Origin of the sequence: Gordonia sp. DT101, from assembly GCF_049844895.1 — a bacterium.
GTDB lineage: Bacteria > Actinomycetota > Actinomycetes > Mycobacteriales > Mycobacteriaceae > Gordonia.
The window spans coordinates 1,269,957-1,287,378 of sequence record NZ_JBNCLX010000001.1 but is presented as its reverse complement, the minus strand read 5'-3'; the positions used below and the strand labels follow the sequence as shown (position 1 = coordinate 1,287,378).

At 67.3% G+C, this 17,422-nt stretch carries 18 protein-coding genes; 9 read left to right on the top strand and 9 right to left on the bottom strand.

Going from position 1 to position 17,422, the window contains the following annotated elements:
* Positions 1 to 23: 23 nt before the first annotated feature.
* Together ACLQ3I_RS06125 and dinB are read right to left on the bottom strand one after the other, a co-directional pair.
* Complete coding sequence (locus ACLQ3I_RS06125) at positions 24 to 1,484, bottom strand: CitMHS family transporter (RefSeq protein WP_425800595.1); 1,461 nt, start codon at positions 1,482 to 1,484, stop codon at positions 24 to 26.
* A 319-nt stretch (positions 1,485 to 1,803) separates the two neighbouring features.
* The gene (gene dinB, locus ACLQ3I_RS06120; RefSeq protein WP_425800593.1) at positions 1,804 to 3,012 is read right to left on the bottom strand and encodes a DNA polymerase IV; all 1,209 of its coding nucleotides are present in this window, start codon (positions 3,010 to 3,012) and stop codon (positions 1,804 to 1,806) included.
* 43 nt (positions 3,013 to 3,055) lie between these two features.
* On the opposite strand from dinB, the gene ACLQ3I_RS06115 reads away from it, so the two are divergent.
* Positions 3,056 to 3,739 carry a class I SAM-dependent methyltransferase gene (locus ACLQ3I_RS06115; protein WP_425794751.1) on the top strand — a complete coding sequence of 228 codons (684 nt, stop codon included), beginning with the start codon at positions 3,056 to 3,058 and terminating at the stop codon, positions 3,737 to 3,739.
* A 24-nt stretch (positions 3,740 to 3,763) separates the two neighbouring features.
* On the opposite strand, the gene ACLQ3I_RS06110 is transcribed toward ACLQ3I_RS06115, so the two are convergent.
* A complete protein-coding gene (locus tag ACLQ3I_RS06110; RefSeq protein WP_425794753.1) occupies positions 3,764 to 5,041 on the bottom strand; it encodes a GAF domain-containing protein in 1,278 nt (425 codons plus the stop codon).
* 148 nt (positions 5,042 to 5,189) lie between these two features.
* Positions 5,190 to 6,032 (bottom strand): helix-turn-helix domain-containing protein, encoded by an 843-nt coding sequence (locus ACLQ3I_RS06105; protein WP_425794754.1) that lies wholly within the window; start codon positions 6,030 to 6,032, stop codon positions 5,190 to 5,192.
* Positions 6,033 to 6,069: 37 nt separating this feature from the next.
* Here ACLQ3I_RS06105 and ACLQ3I_RS06100 point away from each other — a divergent pair, with 37 nt between their 5' ends.
* A complete protein-coding gene (locus ACLQ3I_RS06100; protein ID WP_425800591.1) occupies positions 6,070 to 6,636 on the top strand; it encodes a TIGR03086 family metal-binding protein in 567 nt (188 codons plus the stop codon).
* A 28-nt stretch (positions 6,637 to 6,664) separates the two neighbouring features.
* On the opposite strand, the gene ACLQ3I_RS06095 is transcribed toward ACLQ3I_RS06100, so the two are convergent.
* Positions 6,665 to 6,910, bottom strand: a complete 246-nt coding sequence (locus ACLQ3I_RS06095) for a hypothetical protein (RefSeq protein WP_164310322.1) — start codon at positions 6,908 to 6,910, stop codon at positions 6,665 to 6,667.
* Positions 6,911 to 7,010: 100 nt separating this feature from the next.
* On the opposite strand from ACLQ3I_RS06095, the gene ACLQ3I_RS06090 reads away from it, so the two are divergent.
* From ACLQ3I_RS06090 to ACLQ3I_RS06060, 7 genes are all read left to right on the top strand, one after another.
* Complete coding sequence (locus tag ACLQ3I_RS06090; RefSeq protein WP_267630845.1) at positions 7,011 to 7,430, top strand: YccF domain-containing protein; 420 nt, start codon at positions 7,011 to 7,013, stop codon at positions 7,428 to 7,430.
* Between the two features lie 81 nt (positions 7,431 to 7,511).
* Positions 7,512 to 8,813, top strand: coding sequence for an NAD(P)/FAD-dependent oxidoreductase (locus ACLQ3I_RS06085; RefSeq protein WP_425800589.1), 1,302 nt, complete (start codon positions 7,512 to 7,514; stop codon positions 8,811 to 8,813).
* Between the two features lie 251 nt (positions 8,814 to 9,064).
* A complete protein-coding gene (locus tag ACLQ3I_RS06080) occupies positions 9,065 to 9,841 on the top strand; it encodes a DUF1365 domain-containing protein (protein WP_425794776.1) in 777 nt (258 codons plus the stop codon).
* On the top strand, positions 9,838 to 11,142 hold the full coding sequence (locus tag ACLQ3I_RS06075) for a class I SAM-dependent methyltransferase (protein WP_425800587.1): 1,305 nt from the start codon (positions 9,838 to 9,840) through the stop codon (positions 11,140 to 11,142). Before ACLQ3I_RS06080 ends, ACLQ3I_RS06075 begins: the two co-directional genes overlap by 4 nt.
* Positions 11,139 to 11,954 carry a DUF1295 domain-containing protein gene (locus ACLQ3I_RS06070; RefSeq protein WP_425800585.1) on the top strand — a complete coding sequence of 272 codons (816 nt, stop codon included), beginning with the start codon at positions 11,139 to 11,141 and terminating at the stop codon, positions 11,952 to 11,954. The genes ACLQ3I_RS06075 and ACLQ3I_RS06070 overlap by 4 nt, the downstream gene beginning before the upstream one ends.
* A 71-nt stretch (positions 11,955 to 12,025) precedes the next feature.
* Positions 12,026 to 12,598, top strand: a complete 573-nt coding sequence (gene sigK / locus ACLQ3I_RS06065) for an ECF RNA polymerase sigma factor SigK (RefSeq protein WP_425794762.1) — start codon at positions 12,026 to 12,028, stop codon at positions 12,596 to 12,598.
* Entirely contained in the window at positions 12,591 to 13,349 is a 759-nt protein-coding gene (locus ACLQ3I_RS06060; RefSeq protein ID WP_425800583.1) for an anti-sigma factor, read from the top strand. The genes sigK and ACLQ3I_RS06060 overlap by 8 nt, the downstream gene beginning before the upstream one ends.
* Before the next feature lie 48 nt (positions 13,350 to 13,397).
* On the opposite strand, the gene ACLQ3I_RS06055 is transcribed toward ACLQ3I_RS06060, so the two are convergent.
* From ACLQ3I_RS06055 to ACLQ3I_RS06040, 4 genes are all read right to left on the bottom strand, one after another.
* On the bottom strand, positions 13,398 to 14,918 hold the full coding sequence (locus tag ACLQ3I_RS06055; protein ID WP_425800581.1) for an ATP-dependent DNA ligase: 1,521 nt from the start codon (positions 14,916 to 14,918) through the stop codon (positions 13,398 to 13,400).
* Between the two features lie 128 nt (positions 14,919 to 15,046).
* Positions 15,047 to 15,676 carry an MBL fold metallo-hydrolase gene (locus tag ACLQ3I_RS06050; RefSeq protein ID WP_425800579.1) on the bottom strand — a complete coding sequence of 210 codons (630 nt, stop codon included), beginning with the start codon at positions 15,674 to 15,676 and terminating at the stop codon, positions 15,047 to 15,049.
* Positions 15,673 to 16,767: an S-(hydroxymethyl)mycothiol dehydrogenase gene (locus ACLQ3I_RS06045; RefSeq protein ID WP_425794766.1), complete on the bottom strand. Its 1,095-nt coding sequence runs from the start codon at positions 16,765 to 16,767 to the stop codon at positions 15,673 to 15,675. The genes ACLQ3I_RS06050 and ACLQ3I_RS06045 overlap by 4 nt, the downstream gene beginning before the upstream one ends.
* Positions 16,768 to 16,949: 182 nt before the next feature.
* On the bottom strand, positions 16,950 to 17,420 hold the full coding sequence (locus ACLQ3I_RS06040; RefSeq protein WP_425800577.1) for a Rho termination factor N-terminal domain-containing protein: 471 nt from the start codon (positions 17,418 to 17,420) through the stop codon (positions 16,950 to 16,952).
* Positions 17,421 to 17,422 lie beyond the last annotated feature (2 nt).

Here is a 17,422-nt window from a genome sequence, read left to right as displayed (position 1 = left end):
AGGCGTCGGTATGCCGGATCAGGTCAGAACGGAATCGCGCCGACCAGGCACCCGACGACGAGCATCACGATCGACACCGCGGCCGCTCGCCACAGCACCTTCTTGTGATGATCGGCCAAGCTCACCCCGGCCAGTGCGACGAGCAGCAGGATCGCCGGGACCAGCGGGCTCTGCATGTGGAACGGCTGACCGGTGATCGACGCCCGGGCCATCTCCGAAGGGTCGATGCCGTAGCGGGTCGCGGTCTCCGACATCACCGGCAGCACCCCGTAATAAAAGGCGTCATTGCTCATCAAGAAGGTCAGCGGGATGGAAAGGACGCCGATGACGACCGCCATGTGGGGACCCATCCAGTCCGGGATTCCGGAGGCCAGCCAGTGGGCGATCGCATCGACCATGCCGGTACCGCTGAACACACCGGTCAGCACCGCGGCCGCGAGCACCATCGCCACCACCGACACGATGCTCGACGAGTGCCGGGTGATCGCCTCCTGCTGATCCTTCACGTGCGGGAAGTTGACGGCGAGCGCGATACCGGTGGCGATCATGAACAGCACGGGAATGGCCACGATGTCGAGACCAAGCACCGCCAGCAGGACGACGGTCAGGCCGGCGTTGACCCAGAACAGCTTGGGGCGCAGGGTCTTACGATTCGGATCGAGAACGCCGGTGAAGTTCGATTCATCGTCCGGCTCGTCGTCCTTCGACGTGCCGTCACCCGAACCCGCAGAACCGGTTGCGGCAGAACCCGTTGCCGGTACGCTCGCGTGGCGTCGACGGGAGGTCGGCGGGACGTCGGTGCCTGCGCCGCCACCGGCGGCCACCAGGACCTCCTCGCGCGGCATCAGAATCGAATCCCTGATCTCGATCTGCCCGATACGGCGCCGCTCCAGGACGCCGAGGTGGTACGAGAACAGCAGCACCACCACGAGACCGGCGATCAATGCGGGGACCATCGGGAGGAACACCGCGTTCGTGTCGATCTTCAGCGCGCTCGCCGAGCGGGCCGTCGGACCACCCCACGGAAGGATGTTCATCGTCCCGTTGGCCAGGCCCGCGGCCACGGTCAGGACCACCGGACTCACGCCCAACTTCAGATACAGGGGGAGCAGGGCGGCGGTGGTGATGATGAAGGTCGTCGACCCGTCCCCGTCGAGGGAGACCACCATCGCCAGCACCGCCGTGCCGACGACCAGTCGCGCGGGGTCGTTGCGGACCATCCGAACCACCAGGCGGACCACCGGATCGAAGAGTCCGACGTCGATCATGATGCCGAAGAAGATGATTGCGAAGAACAGCATCGCCGCCGTCGGGGCGAGTTCCTTGATGCCGTCGGTGATCATGTCGCTGATGTCGAGGCCGGCCCCGGCAAACAGACCGAACGCCACCGGCACCAGGATCAGCGCGACCACCGGGGTCGCGCGCTTGGTGATGATCAGGAACATGAAGGTGGCCACCATTGCGAGGCCGAGTGCTACCAACATTTGTCATGCTCTTTCTGCGTGTGGGGAACGGCCGCCGGGTCGCCGAACTGTCATGCCGGCCGTTACAGGAGCAGTCTTCGGGTAACCCACGTCACAGTCACGCTTGCGCTCATAAGTCGTCTTTTGCGCATTTTGCGCACGTCCCCCAACCCTCTGCCGGTCGAGTAAGCCGCGAACCCTCTGCCGGTCGAGTAAGCCGCGAACGGAGTGAGTGGCGCATCGAGACCCCGCTCGTGATCTCGACAAGCTCGATCGGCGGGTTGCGGCGCTCGATCGGCGGGTTGCGCTCGATCGGCGGGTTGCGCGCTCGATCGGCGGGTCAGTCCGGCAGCATCGGGGCGTCGTCCCCGTGGTGGCGACCCACGAGGACCGCCCGGGTCACCGCGTCGCGCCCGAACCGGTTACGCAGGAGGTCCATCGCGATGTCGAGTTCGACACCACGGTCGGAATCGAAGGGCAATGCGAGCTGCACACTGTCGTGGTCGTCGAGGTTGGTCAGCGACAGCCCGATGAGCGTGCAGCCGCGCTCCCGGATCAACGGCATCGCATCGGCCAGCAACCCGCGGGCGACCGCCATGACAATGTCCGTCCGGTCCGTCGACTCGAGGAAGGAGCGCGATCGGGTGGCACGCGCGAAATCGTCGAACCTGAGTCGCAGAACGACTGTGCGGCAGACACGTTCGGCACCTCGAAGACGTTTTCCAAGGCGCTCGACTATCGCGACAAGGGTCGCCTCGAGGTCGGCTTCGGTCTTCGGTCTGCGCCCGAGTGCACGCTGCGATCCGATCGATCGCCGGCGACGCCCCGTCTCGACTCGCCGCGGGTCCCGCGCCATCGACAACGCGTACAGGTGACGCCCGGTGCCGGCCCCCAGCAGTCCGCAGAGTCCGTGCTCCCCGAACGCGGCGAGGTCGCCGACCGAGGTGATCCCGGCGTCGGCGAGTTTCGCCTCGGTGACCGCGCCGACGCCCCATAGGCGCCGCGCCGGGAGTGGATGCAGAAATGCGAGCTCGGTGCCCGGAGCCACCTCGAGCAACCCGTCGGGCTTGCCCACCGCGCTGGCGACCTTCGAGAGGAATTTCGTCCGCGCGATCCCGACGGTGATCGGCAGGCCGACCTCGGTCGCCACTCGCGCCCGCAACCTTTGCCCGATCTCGGCCGGTGTCCCGCTCACGCGGCGGAGTCCGCCGACATCGAGGAAGGCCTCGTCGACCGAGATCCCCTCGACGATGGGGGTGGTGTCGTGGAAGATCTCGAAGACGGCGCGGCTCGCCTCCATGTACGCGTCGAAACGGGGACGGACCACCACTGCACGTGGGCACAGGGCCCGGGCCTCCCGTCCGGGCATCGGTGTCCGGACCCCACACGCCTTCGCCTCGTAGCTTGCGGCGAGAACGACCCCGCCGCCGACGATCACCGGCAGGCCGCGGAGTTCAGGATCGTCGCGCTGTTCGACCGAGGCGTAGAAGGAGTCCAGGTCAGCATGCAGAATCGTCGCTTCCGGACGCTCCTTCCGCTCGATGCGCATAGAACATACGTTCGCATGCGGGTCCGACAGGTACGGTCGGGTCATGAGTGAGACAGCGAGCGGGTCAGATTTTGACGACGCCGGGAGCGCAGCGAGCGGGTCGGATTTTGACGACGCCGGGAGCGCAGCGAGCGGGTCGGATTTTGACGGCGCAGCCGAATGGGATGAGCGTTACCGCAGTGCGGATCGGCTCTGGACCGCCGACGTCAATCCCGCCCTCATCGCCGAGGTCTCCGACGTCACGCCGGGCACGGCCCTCGACGTGGGGTCCGGGGAAGGCGCCGATGCCCGATGGCTCGCCGACCGGGACTGGCAGGTGACCGCCGTCGACATCTCGCAGGTCGCCATCGACCGCGCCCGCGAGACCGATGCCCGCGAGTCGATCACCTGGCTGCAGGCCGACCTCACCGAGGACGAGATCCCCGGCGTCGAGTTCGGGCTGGTCTCACTTCAGTACTTCCCGATCGCACGTTCCGACGACCGCACGATGGGGAAGATCCTCGACGCCGTCGGTCCGGGCGGCCATCTCCTGGTGGTGTCCCATGAGGCAGAAGGCATTCGCGCACACGGGCGCAACCCGGACGACTACTTCCAGCCCGGCGACATCGCGGCGCTGCTCGGCGACGGCTGGACCACCGTCACCGAAGAGACCAGGGAACGCGGGGTCGCAGCGGGCGGTGGCGCACACACCCACGACGTCGTGCTGCACGCCCGCCGCAAGTCCTGATCGGACCCCGCAGCCGCAACCGGATCAGACGCCGTAGCGCCTGTCCAGCAAGCGGATCCGGCCTCCGACGAGAGCGCGGTCTGGGTGTCCGGGCGCCAGGCGGTGCTCGAGACGCCGCCATGCGGCCAAGTCGTCGCGACCGTGCGCCGACGACGTCCACGTGCGGAGGACACCCACATCACCTTCGGCGATGACCCGGGACCGAACGTCCTCCCTGATCTCCTCGAACAGTTCCGTGATCCCGGGCGCCGACGATTCGGCGAGCAGACCGCCACGGCCGAGTTCGTCTATCACCGAGCCGAGTTGGTCGCCACCGGCGACACGATCCCGGATCTCGGAGACGTCCGAGATCAGGTCGACGGTCAGCCGGTATGGCCGGGACTCGACCACATCATTGCCCAGATCCCTACGCAGTCTGGAGATCTCGGCGCGCACCGTCACAGGATCGAGGGGATCCTCCGCAAGCAGCGTCGCGAGCTGCTCGGTACTGAGACCTTCGCGGTATGCCTGGAGCAGCAACAGGATCTCCGCGTGCCGTCGGGACAATGTCCGTTCACCGGTCGCATCGCCCTCGCGACGCCATCGAAGGGTGTTGCCTGCCAGCACGGTCAGACGGGCACCACCAGGCGCCACGAACGTGGCCGGATCAGCGAGATCGACTGCTCGCGACTGCATTTCGCGTTCCACAGCGGCCACCACCGACCGCACGGCGGCCAGCGCGAAGGGCGCTGCGACCTCGCGGCCGCCCGTCACGTCGATGACACCGATGACATGACCGGTGATCGGGTCGTGCACCGGCGCGGCCGCGCAACTCCACTCCTGGACCGGCCCGGCGAAGTGCTCCGGACCCACAACCTGCACACCGCGGTCCACCGCCAGGGCGAGTCCGGGTGCGTTGGTGCCGGCGACCTCCTCGCTCCACAACGAGCCCTCGATGAAGTTGATGTTCGCGGCCTTGTCCCGCGCATCCGTCGCTCCCTCGACCCACAGCAGCCGGCCCGACTGATCGGTCAGCGCGACAACGACGCCCGAATCGGCGATGTCGTCGAGCATGAGGGACTGTACGAGCGGTCGGACGGCGGTGATCGGATGGGCGTCGCGGTACTCGACGAACTCCGCCGCCGTCATCGACGCGGTATCTGTCTCCGGCGCCGACACCGTGGGATTGACGCCCCTCGTGACCGAGCGGACCCATGAATCGCGCACCAGTGACCGGACGGAGTCCGCCGGTGGCGTGATCCCCGTCAGGAAGTCCTCATACGCTCGGCGCACGCGCGAGGACGCCGAGGCAGAATCGCTCATACGTCCTCCGTCAATCGCCTCACCCGGTCCCATCGTGTCGCTCCGTCTGTGACTGCGACAACAGGACCTCTCTGCGCTCAGAGTAGCGCGCCGCCGAGATCGTCGAGGCCGGCGCACGTGTGCAGGGGTGCCGCCACCTGCGGGAACGTCAGTCGAACCGCGATCCGAACCGTCCAGGCGTCATGCCCGTCACCGTGCGGAAATCGCGCACCAGATGTGCCTCGTCGGCGTAACCGAGTTCGGCCGCGATCATCGCCAGGGTGGTCCCCGATCCGCGGAGCCGTTCGGCCGCCTCCTGCAGCCGGCGCCGCTGGATCAACCATTTCGGCGTAAGCCCCAGTCGACGCTGGGTGAGTCGTTGCAGACTGCGTTCGGTGAGGTGGAATCGGTCGCAGATCTGGGTCACCGACGTCACCGTCGAATCGTTCTCGACGAACTCGACGACGGCGTTGATGAGCAGACCGTCGTCGTCGGCAGGTAGGCGGGGACGGATCCACGCCTCGACGAGGTCGGTGGCCTCGTGCTGACGCGCGGAATCGTTCGGATCGGCGGCCATCACCGAACGGATGTTCGCGGTGAGTGTTGACCCGTCGGCGCCGGCCACCTCGGTGAGGTCGGCGAACCGGTCGGTCCAGTCGGCGACCGGGCCGCCCGTGATCAGCGCACCGGCCGCCGGGGCGAACATCGTCCCGATCGCCCATCCCCGACCGGTCAGCACCGTCTCCGACAACCCGGTGTTGACCCCGTAGAAGCGTGCGTAGTCGTCGGTGACCACCATCAGACACACCGGATATTGCAGGACCCGCTGAGGTGCCGATCGGCCTGCAGGTACCGACCAGGTCGGCACCCAGAATCGTCTGATGAGGTCCGTGAGATCCGGCGATGGAGCCCAGCGCCCGATCGCGAACGACGTGTCGTCGGGGTCGACGAGGTGTGCACGCTCCACGTCGTCGATGCGTGTCGCGGACTCACCTGATCTGTCGGATTTCATCAAGCCCCACTCCGGTCGTTCTCCGTACCTTTCCATCATGACCACTTCATCCGACATCACCCAGACCCTCACAACCGAATGTGCACGGCTGGCGACCGGCTTCGGCGACGTCCTCGACGAGATTCCGTCCGACCTGTGGGCGGCACCGTCCCCCTGCGAGGGTTGGACTGCGCGTGACGTCGTCGGCCACGTCATCGAGACCCAGCGCGACTTCATCGCCCGACACGAGATCGACCTGGGCGAGGCCCCTGACCTCGACGACCCGGCCGCCGCGTGGCGGGCGCACCGCACCGCCGTCGCCGACCGACTGGCCGATCCGGCCGTCGGCGCCATGCCCTTCGACGGCCATTTCGGCCCGACGACGGTCGGCGAGACCCTGTTGCGCTTCTACGGCTTCGACATGGTGGCCCACCGGTGGGATGTGGCCTCGGCCACCGGCCGCGAACTGCGCTTCACCGATGCCGAACTCGAGATGATGGAGACCGCGGCCGCAGGCTTCGGCCCCGCGCTCTACGGCGACGGAGTGTGCAGATCCGGTGTCGAGGCACCCGCGGGCGCCGATCGCCAGGCGCGCGTACTCGCCATCCTCGGTCGGTCCGCCTGACGACGCGCCCGATGGCCCCCGGACGCCCTCACGGAATCCATCCGTTGCGCCGGGGGTAGCGGGCGCGCAGAAAGCTGTAGAGGTAGGTGCTCACCAGCAGGACGCCCGCGGTGATGACCGTCGGCCACAGGTAGGCATTGAGCAACGAACCCCGCACGGCCACCACCACCCATCCGATGGCCAACAGCACCAGGGCGATCGTCGCGAGTATGCGGACCACCAGCACGAGCGTGGTGATCACCGCCCACACGGCTTCGCGTCCCCGATCGCCCATGGCGTCAGGGTAACCGCGTGAACGGCCCGGCACCCGTCGACGACGAACGGGCACGATCGGTTTCTCGACTTGCGGCCCCGCGGTAGCGGAGAATGATGGCATGAAGACCGTTCTCAACGTGATCTGGCTGCTGCTGTGTGGCGTGTGGATGGCCATCGGCTACGTGGTGGCGGGGATCATCTGCTGCATCCTGATCATCACCATCCCGTTCGGAATCGCCTCGTTCCGCATGGCGAATTACGCGCTGTGGCCGTTCGGCCGGACGGTCGTACGCAAACCGACCGCCGGGGCGATGTCGCTGATCGGGAACATCATCTGGCTCATCGTCGCGGGGATCTGGCTGGCGATCGGCCATATCGCCACCGGAATCGCCATGTGTCTGACCATCATCGGCATCCCGTTGGGTATCGCGAGCTTCAAGATGGTGCCGGTCTCGCTGCTGCCGCTGGGCGCCAAGATCGTCTCCAAGGACGAGTACCTGCCCGCCGGCCCGCCACCGGCACAACGCCCCGCCTACTGACGAGACGTCTCTCACACCTCCCGGGCCGTTCGGCGGCCCTGTCCGACCCATCCGAACTGCTGGTAGTTCCGAACACCGGACATGAGCCTTTCACCGTCCCGGTCCATCGCGGTCATCGGTGGCGGCGTGTCCGGACTGACCGCCGCCCACCTGCTGTCCGGGCAGAGTCGGGTCACGATGTTCGAGTCGGACTCCCGGCTCGGCGGGCACGCCCACACCCACGACGTCACCATGCCCGACGGCGAGGTGCTCTCGGTAGACACGGGCTTCATCGTGCACAACGACCGCACCTATCCGACCCTCCTGCGGATGTTCGACGAGCTGGGGGTGGCCACCCAGGAGACCGACATGTCGATGTCGGTCCGGTCGGAGATCACCGGACTCGAGTACGCCGGCGCGCTCGGAGTGCGGGGCATCTTCCCCACCGCGCGCACACTGACCCGCGGGCGCTATCTGATGATGCTGGGCGAGGTGATGCGCTTCCACCGCGCGGCGCGCCGGCTCCTCGACGTCCCCGACTCGGACGAACCGCTGCGTGAGTTCGTCGTCCGTGAGGGCTTCTCGGACTATTTCCTGGAGAACTTCCTGTTGCCGTTGGTCGCCGCGGTCTGGTCGTGCGACGACGAGGTCGCCGCCGAGTACCCGGCCCGCTACCTGTTCACCTTCCTCGACCATCACGGCATGCTGTCGGTGTTCGGGTCGCCCGCCTGGCGAACGGTGGTGGGCGGTTCGGCCCGCTACGTCGAGAAGATCGCCGACGGCGTCGTCCGCCGTGGCGGGACGCTCCACACCGGCTCATCGGTCCGTTCGGTCACGCCGGTCGACGGCGGCGTCGAGATCGCCGCCGACGCCATCGGCGCCGAACGGTTCGACTCCGTGGTGATCGCCACGCACCCGCATCAGGCGTTGGCCATGCTGACCGAACCGACCCGCGCACAGGAGCGCGCGCTCTCCGCGATCCGATACTCCTCGAAACCAGCTGTGCTGCACACGGATACCTCACTTCTCCCCCGCGCCCGACCGGCCCGGGCGTCGTGGAACTACCAGATCCGTGACGACGGTTCCGATGTCGCGGTGACCTACGACATGACCCGACTGATGCGCCTCCCGACGACGCAGCCCCGGATGCTCGTCACGCTCGGTCGAACCGACCTCGTGGACGAGTCGTCGGTGATCACCGAGATGACCTACGAGCACCCCGTCTACACCACCGAATCTGTTGCCGCCCAGGCGCTGCTCCCCGACGCCGAGACGGAGGTGATCCGCTTCGCCGGCGCCTATCATGGGTGGGGGTTCCACGAAGACGGCGCACTCTCCGGTGCCCGCGCCGCCGAGCGCCTCGGCGTGGCCTGGCAGACCTCCCCAACCCAGGTGACGGCATGACCAACGCATCGCACACCTCCGCTCAGCGCACCCGGCCCGACCACCCCGCCTCCCTCGCCGACCGGGCGCAGTTTTTCGCCGATCGGGCCCAGAATCTCGCCCACCGTGCGCAGATCTTCGTCGATCGTGCACAGATTTCCGTCGGGCGGGCGACGGAAGACCGCCGTGCGCACAGTCGACGCGAAACTGCGCACGATCGGCGAGATTCTGCGCCCGATCGACGCGAAACTGTGCACGGTCGCGGGGTCGGCATCTCGTGTCCGACGCCTGCGGTGGTGGCCACCCGAATCTCACACAGCCGTACCACTCCGATCCGCCACGCGTTCGTCTACCGAAGCGCGTCGTGGCTGATCGACATCGATCACCTGCCGTCGCCGGCGAAGCCGTTGCGCCCCTTCGCCCGTTTCGACGCCGCCGACCACTTCCCGGAGACACCCATCGCAGGGCAGACCCTGCGTGATCGTCTCACCGACCACCTGATCTCGGCCGGTGTCACACCGCCGGCCGGCCAGGTCGTCGCGCTGCTCTCACCGCGGGTCGCCGGCTACGTGTTCAACCCGCTGAGCGTGTTCTGGTGCCACCACCCCGACGGGACCCCGGCGTGCGTCGTCGCCGAGGTGCACAACACCTACGGGGAGCGACACACCTACGTCGTCACCCCCGACGACGACGGACATGCCCAGGTGGACAAGGAGTTCTATGTGTCGCCGTTCAACGACGTGAGCGGTACGTACCGGCTTCACATGCCTCCGCCGACAGCCGACGGCCGGATCGCGGTGTCGGTGACCCTGGAACGTGACGGCCATGATCCGTTCGTCGCCGCCCTGTCGGGTCGCGCCCGCCCGGCCCGGACGGACGCCATTCTGGCCACCCAGCTTCGCACTCCACTCGCGCCACTGGTCGTCGCCGCGCGCATCCGCTGGCACGGAATCCGGCTGTGGCTCAAGCATCTGCCGGTGATCCGCCGTCCCGACCACCCACATACCACCACCATCTCCACCGCCTCCGGCCGGAAGGAACGACGATGAACGCCCCGATTCGCAACTTCCCCAACGACTTCCCACCCGACGAGGCGGCGCGTTGGCCCGATGTCGCCCGCGTGCCCGACGGACTGTCCGTGGCCCTGCGGAGCTCGGCCGCGGCATGGCTGTTCCGTCACGCCTCGCGCCGCGTGGACGTCCGGGTCGAGTACCCCGACGGCGAGTTGTCGGGGCTGCGGAGCTCCGGCATCCAGCCCCGGATGATCATCCGGCGACCGGAGGCCTTCGCACGTCGCGTCGGCGCCGACGGTCTCATCGGATTCGGCGAGGCTTTCATGGCCGGGGACTGGACCACCGACGATCTCGTCGGTGTCCTCACCCCGTTCGCTGCCCGGATGGCACGCCTCATCCCCCGGCCGCTACAGATCCTGCGGGCCGCGGTGCTGCCGAGCCAACCGAGTTCCGAAGAGAACACGGCCGCCAACACGCGCTCCAACATCGCGCGGCACTACGACCTCTCCAACGACCTGTTCGCCACCTTCCTCGACGACACCATGACCTACTCGAGCGCCTTCTTCGACGATCTGACGCCGGGCACCCGGCCACCGTGGGCGGACCTCGCCGACGGGCAGCGACGCAAGATCGACCGGCTGCTCGACCTCGCCGGTGTCGGCCCGGGTAGTCGGGTCCTCGAGATCGGGACGGGTTGGGGTGAACTGTGCCTGCGGGCCGCGGCTCGCGGCGCCGTCGTCCGTTCGGTCACGCTGTCCGTGGAACAACAACAGTTGGCCCGGCAACGAGTGGCCGACGCCGGGTTCGCCGACCGCGTCACCGTCGACCTCGTCGACTACCGGCAGGTCGACGGAGAGTTCGACGCGGTCGTGTCGGTGGAGATGATCGAAGCCGTCGGTGAGAAGTACTGGCCGGTGTACTTCCAGACCATCGACCGGATCCTGGCTCCCGGCGGCCGGGTGGCGATCCAGGCGATCACCATGCCCCACGACCGGATGTCGGCCTCCCGTAACACCTACACCTGGGTGCACAAGTACATCTTCCCGGGCGGCCAGCTGCCATCGCTGCGCGCTCTCGACTCGGTGACGCGGCGGCACACCGACCTTCGTCTGGTCGACGTGCAGGCCATGGGAGACCACTATGCCGAGACCTTGCGCCTGTGGCGCGAACGGTTCGTCGGCCGTCACGACGACGTTGCGGAACTGGGTTTCGACAGCACCTTCATGCGGATGTGGGAGTTCTATCTCGCCTACTCCGAGGCCGGTTTCCGATCCGGCTACCTGGATGTGCACCAGCTGGTGTTCGCCCGTGACGGCGAGCAGCGGGACACGCGATGATCTCCGGACTGCACGGCTGGGCCGCCTTCGGCGTGCTCACCGGCGCCTCCCTGATCCTGCTCGCCGTCCTGCACGGGGTGACGATGGCGATCGGTCATCGCATCGGTCGCTACAACGTCGTCGACGTCGCGTGGGGGCTCGGATTCGTCGGGATCGCTGTGCTGTCGCTGATTCTGGGGCCAGGTGACCTGGGTCGCCGGTGGTTGCTGGCGGTGCTGGTGACCGTGTGGGGTTCACGACTGACCTGGCACATGTACGTGAAGTCCGCCGGCAAAGGCGAGGATCCGCGCTACACCGAGTTGCTGTCGCGCTCCGGCGGCGACGGACTCGGCGTCGTGGCCCGCAAGATCTTTGCCACCCAGGGCATCTCCCAGTGGTTCGTGTCCTTGCCGATCCAGGTGTCAGCAGTGGTCGGACGCACCGAGGGGATCTGGATCGTCGTGCTGGTCGTCGGAAGCGGGTTGTGGGTGCTCGGCATGGCCTTCGAGACCGTCGGCGACGCCCAGCTGCGCCGGTTCAAGGCCGACCTGGCCAACAAGGGCGAGATCATGGACCGCGGGCTCTGGTCGTGGACGCGCCATCCCAACTACTTCGGCGACGCGAGCGTGTGGTGGGGGTTGTGGCTCGTCGCGGCGAGTGCGTGGCCGGGAGTGCTCACCGTGCTCTCGCCCGTCGCCATGACCTATTTCCTCGTGTACGCCACCGGGGCGCGACTGCTGGAGGAATCGATGAGCCGCCGGCCCGGTTACGCCGCCTACCAGGAGCGGACGTCCTACTTCCTGCCGCGACCACCCCGGCGGACCCTGGCATGACACCGCTCGAATCGTTGAGGACCCGGCATCGGCCGGATAGGCTGATCGACGATGACGACGGAGCGCTCGCGGTGACTGCAGATTCCGCATCCGATGTCGCTGCGCTGCCCGCGCTGCTCGACAGGATCGGATCGGGGGATGCCGATGCGTTCGCCCGGTTCTACGACCTCACCTGCGACCGCGTGTACGGCATGGTCCTGCGCGTGCTGCGCGATCCCGGCTACAGCGAAGAGACCACGCAGGAGGTCTTCCTGCAGGTGTGGCGGTCGGCGCGTTCGTTCGATCCCCAGGCCGGTTCGGCCCTTTCCTGGTTGATCACGCTGGCGCATCGCCGGGCCGTCGACCGGGTACGCTCCGAATCCGCAGCCACCCGACGCGATGTCGCATACGGCCTCGAGGACACCCGGTCCAGTTTCGATCAGGTCGTCGACGCCGTGGCCACCCGGGAGACCACGCGCGAGGTGGTCGGCTGTCTGGAGACCCTGACCGACGTCCAACGTCAATCGGTGGATCTCGCCTACTACCACGGTCTGTCGTACCGCGAGGTCGCCGAGCGCCTCACCGTCGCGCTACCGACCGTGAAGTCGAGGATTCGAGATGGCATGAAACGGCTCCGCCGGTGTCTGGGGGATCGCGATGCCTGACGACGAACTCCTCGACCTCGCACCCGCGGTGGGTCTGAATGCCGTGCACGGTCCCGAACTCGACGAGGTGACCCGCGAAGCCGACGGCGCATCGCCGGCGGTCCGCGACGAATTCCACCGGCAGGTCCGGGCCACCCGCGAGGCGATGGCCCGGGTGAGCGACGCGACCGCGGTGTCACCGCCAGAGACGCTGCGCGAGCGCGTCCTGGCCGCCGCCCGGGCCGAGGCCGACTCGTCGCAATCGGGACCGGCCCCGGTCACCCGGGCCCCAGAGACAGCGACGGTGACCCCGTTGCCCAACCGACGACGCCGCGTCGCCTATCTCGCGGCCGCCGCCATTGTGGCGATCGCCGTCGGCGCGATCGGCTGGGCCATCGGCGCATCGTCGGATACCGAACCCGCCCAACCTCCGACGGCCGAGCAGGTGTTCGCCGCGAAGGACGTCCGAACCTCGTCGGGTGATGTGGCAACCGGCCGCGCCACAGTCACGTATTCCCCGTCCGAGGACGCCGGGGTCCTGGTGATGAACGACGTGCCGCCGCCCCAGCCGGGCACCGTCTATCAGATGTGGCTGGTCGGCCCCGACGGCCGGTCGTCGGCGGGCACGATGACCGACAAGGACGTCGCGCCGTCGACGACGGCGGTACTGAAGGACCTCGGCGACGCCACCACATTGGCGTTCAGCGTCGAGCCGCCCGGCGGTTCGCAGCAGCCAACCGGCCCGTTCGTCGCAGAACTGCAGTTGAGCTAACAGCCCGGTCCTGTCCCCTGAGGTGCGAGCGAAGCGAGCCTCGAAGGGTCACGGCAACTTCGCGCGGATCGCGTCGATGGTGTCCGCCTCGGCCGCCGTCTTGTCGGGCCGGTAGCGCACGACGCGCGCGAATCTCAGGGCCACGCCACCTGGATAGCGCGAACTACGTTGCACACCATCGAGTTCGATCTCGACGACGAGTTCCGGGCGCAGATACACCGTGTAGGAGTCGCGGCGGGTTTCGTGGCGCGGGAACTCGTCGGTTTGCCATTGCAGCAGCGCATCGGTGAGACCTTTGAAGGTCTTGCCCACCATGACCGGCGGGCCGCCAACCGGATCACGCGCCCCGAGATGCAGATTGGAGAGGAAGCCGCTGCGCCGTCCGGAACCCCATTCGGCGGCGAGCACCACGAGATCGAAGGTGTGCACAGGTTTGACCTTCTGCCAACCTTTTCCGCGCCGGCCGGCCGCATACTGTCCGGCCAGCGACTTCACCATCACACCCTCGTGGCCGGCGGCGAGGGCGGCATCGAAATGCTGCTGTGCCTCTTCGACGGTCGGATCGGTCACCGAGGGGATGCGCAGTCCCGGTGCGACCGACGTCAGCGCTGCCAGCCGGTCACTCAGTGGCCGATCGATGAGGTCGACACCGTCGAGATGCAGACAGTCGAAGAAGAACGGGCGCAGTACGCCGGCGGGATCGTCGCTGAGCTCACCAGCCGAACCGAACCTGCTCATGGTGTCCTGGAAGGGGCGCGGACGACCGTCGGCGTCGAGTGTGAGTGTCTCACCGTCGAGGATCGCGGTGTCACAGGGCAATTCGCGAACCACCGCGACCAGATCGGGTACCGCATCAGTGATGTCACGCAGGGTGCGGGTGTACACCGAGATCTCGTCGCCACAACGATGGACCTGGATACGCGCACCGTCGAGCTTGAAATCGACCACCAGATCCGGGCCGAGCGATGTCACCGCGTCGGCGAGTGAATCGGCCGGGGTGGCGAGCATCGGAGCCACCGCGCGACCCACCTGCAGGCCGACATCGGCCAGTGCCTGCGCGCCACCGTGGACCGCGAGCGCCGCTGTCTCCGAGAGCGATCCGGTGAGCATGTGGGCACGGCGGACCAGATCGAGCGGCTGCCCGGACGCCGACGCGATCGCGTCCACCATCACCCCCGCCAGCGCCCCCTGCCGGAGTTCACCGGTCATCAACCTGCGGAGCAGATCTTGCTCGGATTCGGTTGCCGAGCCGAACAATTCCTCCAGCAATGCGCGCCGACGGGCGACCGATCCCGGTCCCGTTGCGGTGGACAGCCGCGTGAGCAGGTCGTCCACACCGGCCACGGTAAGCGTCGGGTCGGTCGCCGGCGAGAGTTCCAACGCGACCAACGAGCGCCATCCCACGCCGAGGCGCCCCTGCGGGATCACCCCGGACAGCCAAGCGACGACGGTGGGGATCTCGTCGGCCGATGTGTCCGCGAGCAGCGCGCCGAGCACTTCGGTCTTCTTCTTACGAGACCGAGTGACGGTGACGGCGCTCGATGCCTCGACGACACGGGACAGCTTCATCCGCGATGACGTTACCCGCACAGATGACACCACAGCGGGCCTCCGAGACGAATGACGTCATGAAGGCCCGCTGAGGTGTCGATTGTGTCGTGCTCGGATGAACAGATCGGAACGACGAACAGTGCCGGTCAGCTTCCCCGCTTGATCCACTCCTCGAGATGCGGCGATTCCGCGCCGACCGTGGTGCCGTCACCATGGCCGGTGTGGACCTTGGTCTCCGGATCGAGCGTGAAGATCTTCTCCTGGATGGACGCGATGATCGTCGGAAAACTCGAGTAGCTCCGCCCCGTCGCTCCGGGACCGCCCTGGAACAGGGTGTCACCGGAGAACAGCACGCCGGCCTCCGGCGCGTAGATCACCGACGAGCCGGGTGAGTGTCCCGGTGTGTTGATCACCGTCAGCGTCGTGCCGGCGACCTCGATCTGTTGGCCGTCTTCGAGGTCCTGATGGGTCACGTCCGGGTGAGTCTCGTTCCACAGCATGTCGTCGCCCGGGTGCAGCAAGATCGGGGCGCCCGTCTCCTTCGAGAGCTCGGGCGCGACGGTGATGTGGTCGTTGTGGCCATGGGTGAGCACGATCGCCTTCACGGTTCGGTCACCGACCGTCTCGAGGATCGGCGCGGCACTGTGTGCGGCGTCGATGATGATCACCTCGTCGTCGTTGCCCACCACCCAGATGTTGTTGTCGACGTCCCAGGTGCCACCGTCGAGCGAGAACGTACCCGAGGTGACGACATTGTCGATGCGCAAGTCACTCATGCCTTCACCTCCACCACCGACCGCAGCACCTTGCCCGCCTCCATCGCCGAGAACGCGGCCTCCACATCGCCCAGGCCGACGCGCTCGGTGACGAATTTGTCCAGCGGCAACCGGCCCTGCTCATAGAGATCGATGAGCATCGGGAAGTCACGCTCGGGCAGGCAGTCGCCATACCACGACGACTTCAATGCACCACCGCGGGAGAAGAAGTCGATCAGCGGCAACTCGAGCTTCATCTCCGGTGTCGGCACCCCGACCAGCACCACGGTGCCCGCCAGGTCTCGCGCGTAGAACGCCTGCTTGTAGGTCTCCGGGCGGCCGACCGCGTCGATGACCAGATCCACCCCGTTGCCATCGGTCAGATCCTGAACCGCGGTGATCACGTCATCGACCTCGGCACCGTTGACGGTATGGGTCGCGCCCAGATCCTTCGCCCACTCCAGCTTGGTCGGGTCCCGGTCGATCGCGATGATCGTCGTGGCCCCGGCCAGCCGCGCACCCGCGATCGCCGCGTCACCCACACCGCCGCAACCGATCACCGCGACCGAGTCGCCGCGGACCACGTTGCCGGTGTTCATCGCCGCACCCAGGCCTGCCATCACGCCACACCCGAGCAGTCCCGCGACGGCGGGATCGGTCTCGGGATTGACCTTGGTGCACTGCAATTCGTGAATCAGGGTCTTGTCGGCGAACGCCCCGATCCCGAGCGCGGGGGTCAGTTCGGTGCCGTCGGTCAACGTCATCGGAACGCTCGCGTTGAAGGTGTCGAAGCAGTACCACGGCCGACCACGCTTACACGCCCGGCACTGACCGCACACTGCGCGCCAGTTGAGCACCACGAAGTCGCCCACCTCGACGTGCGTGACGTCGGAACCGACCGACTCCACCACTCCCGCGGCCTCATGACCGAGGAGGAAGGGGTATTCGTCGTTGATGCCACCCTGCTTGTAGGCGAGGTCGGTGTGGCACACCCCGCACGCCTTGATCGCCACCACCACATCCCGCGCACCCGGATCCGGGATCACCACGTCGACCAGTTCGGTCGGCGCCCCCTTGCTGCGAGAGATGACTCCCTTGACGGTCTGCGACATGCGCTGCTTTCCTTCCACGACTGCGTTCACGATGTGATCGAACGTCGGCATCAGCCTAACGACGAGGCAACACCCGCTCCACTCAGAGTGGACGTTGTTTAGTTTCGAGATTGAGCTCGTCGGCGTTCAGATTCCCTCGCACGCAGCCTAGACAAGTGTCCAGTCGATACGTACGCCAGGCCTCAGTTGAGCGCGTCGAGCAGTTGCGCCTTGGTCATCGACGAATAGCCCTTGACGCCCTTCTCCTTGGCCTGGGTGCGTAGCTCGGCGACAGTCGGGCCGCTCCGACGTGCTCGGGGCGTCGATTGTGCGGGGGCCTTGGCCGCGGGCTTGGCGGTGGCAGGCTTGGCGGGAGCGGGCTTGGCGGTGGCAGGCTTGGCGGGAGCGGGCTTGGGCGCAGATTTCGCCGGGGTCGACGGCTTGGTCACCGCCTCCGGCACCACGGCAGGCCGCGGGGCCGGTTTCTCCGTGACGGCCGGCTTCGCGGACCCGCGCTGGCCGATCAATCTCAAGACCTCGGTGCGCAGAGAGGCGACATCGCTGTCGGCCTTCTTCAGCCGCTTCTTGGCTTCCTTCTCCACGCGGGACAGTTCCTGCTGCAGCCTTTCGACTTCTTTCTCGAGGCGCCCGATCAACTTCTGCTTCTTGCCCATGT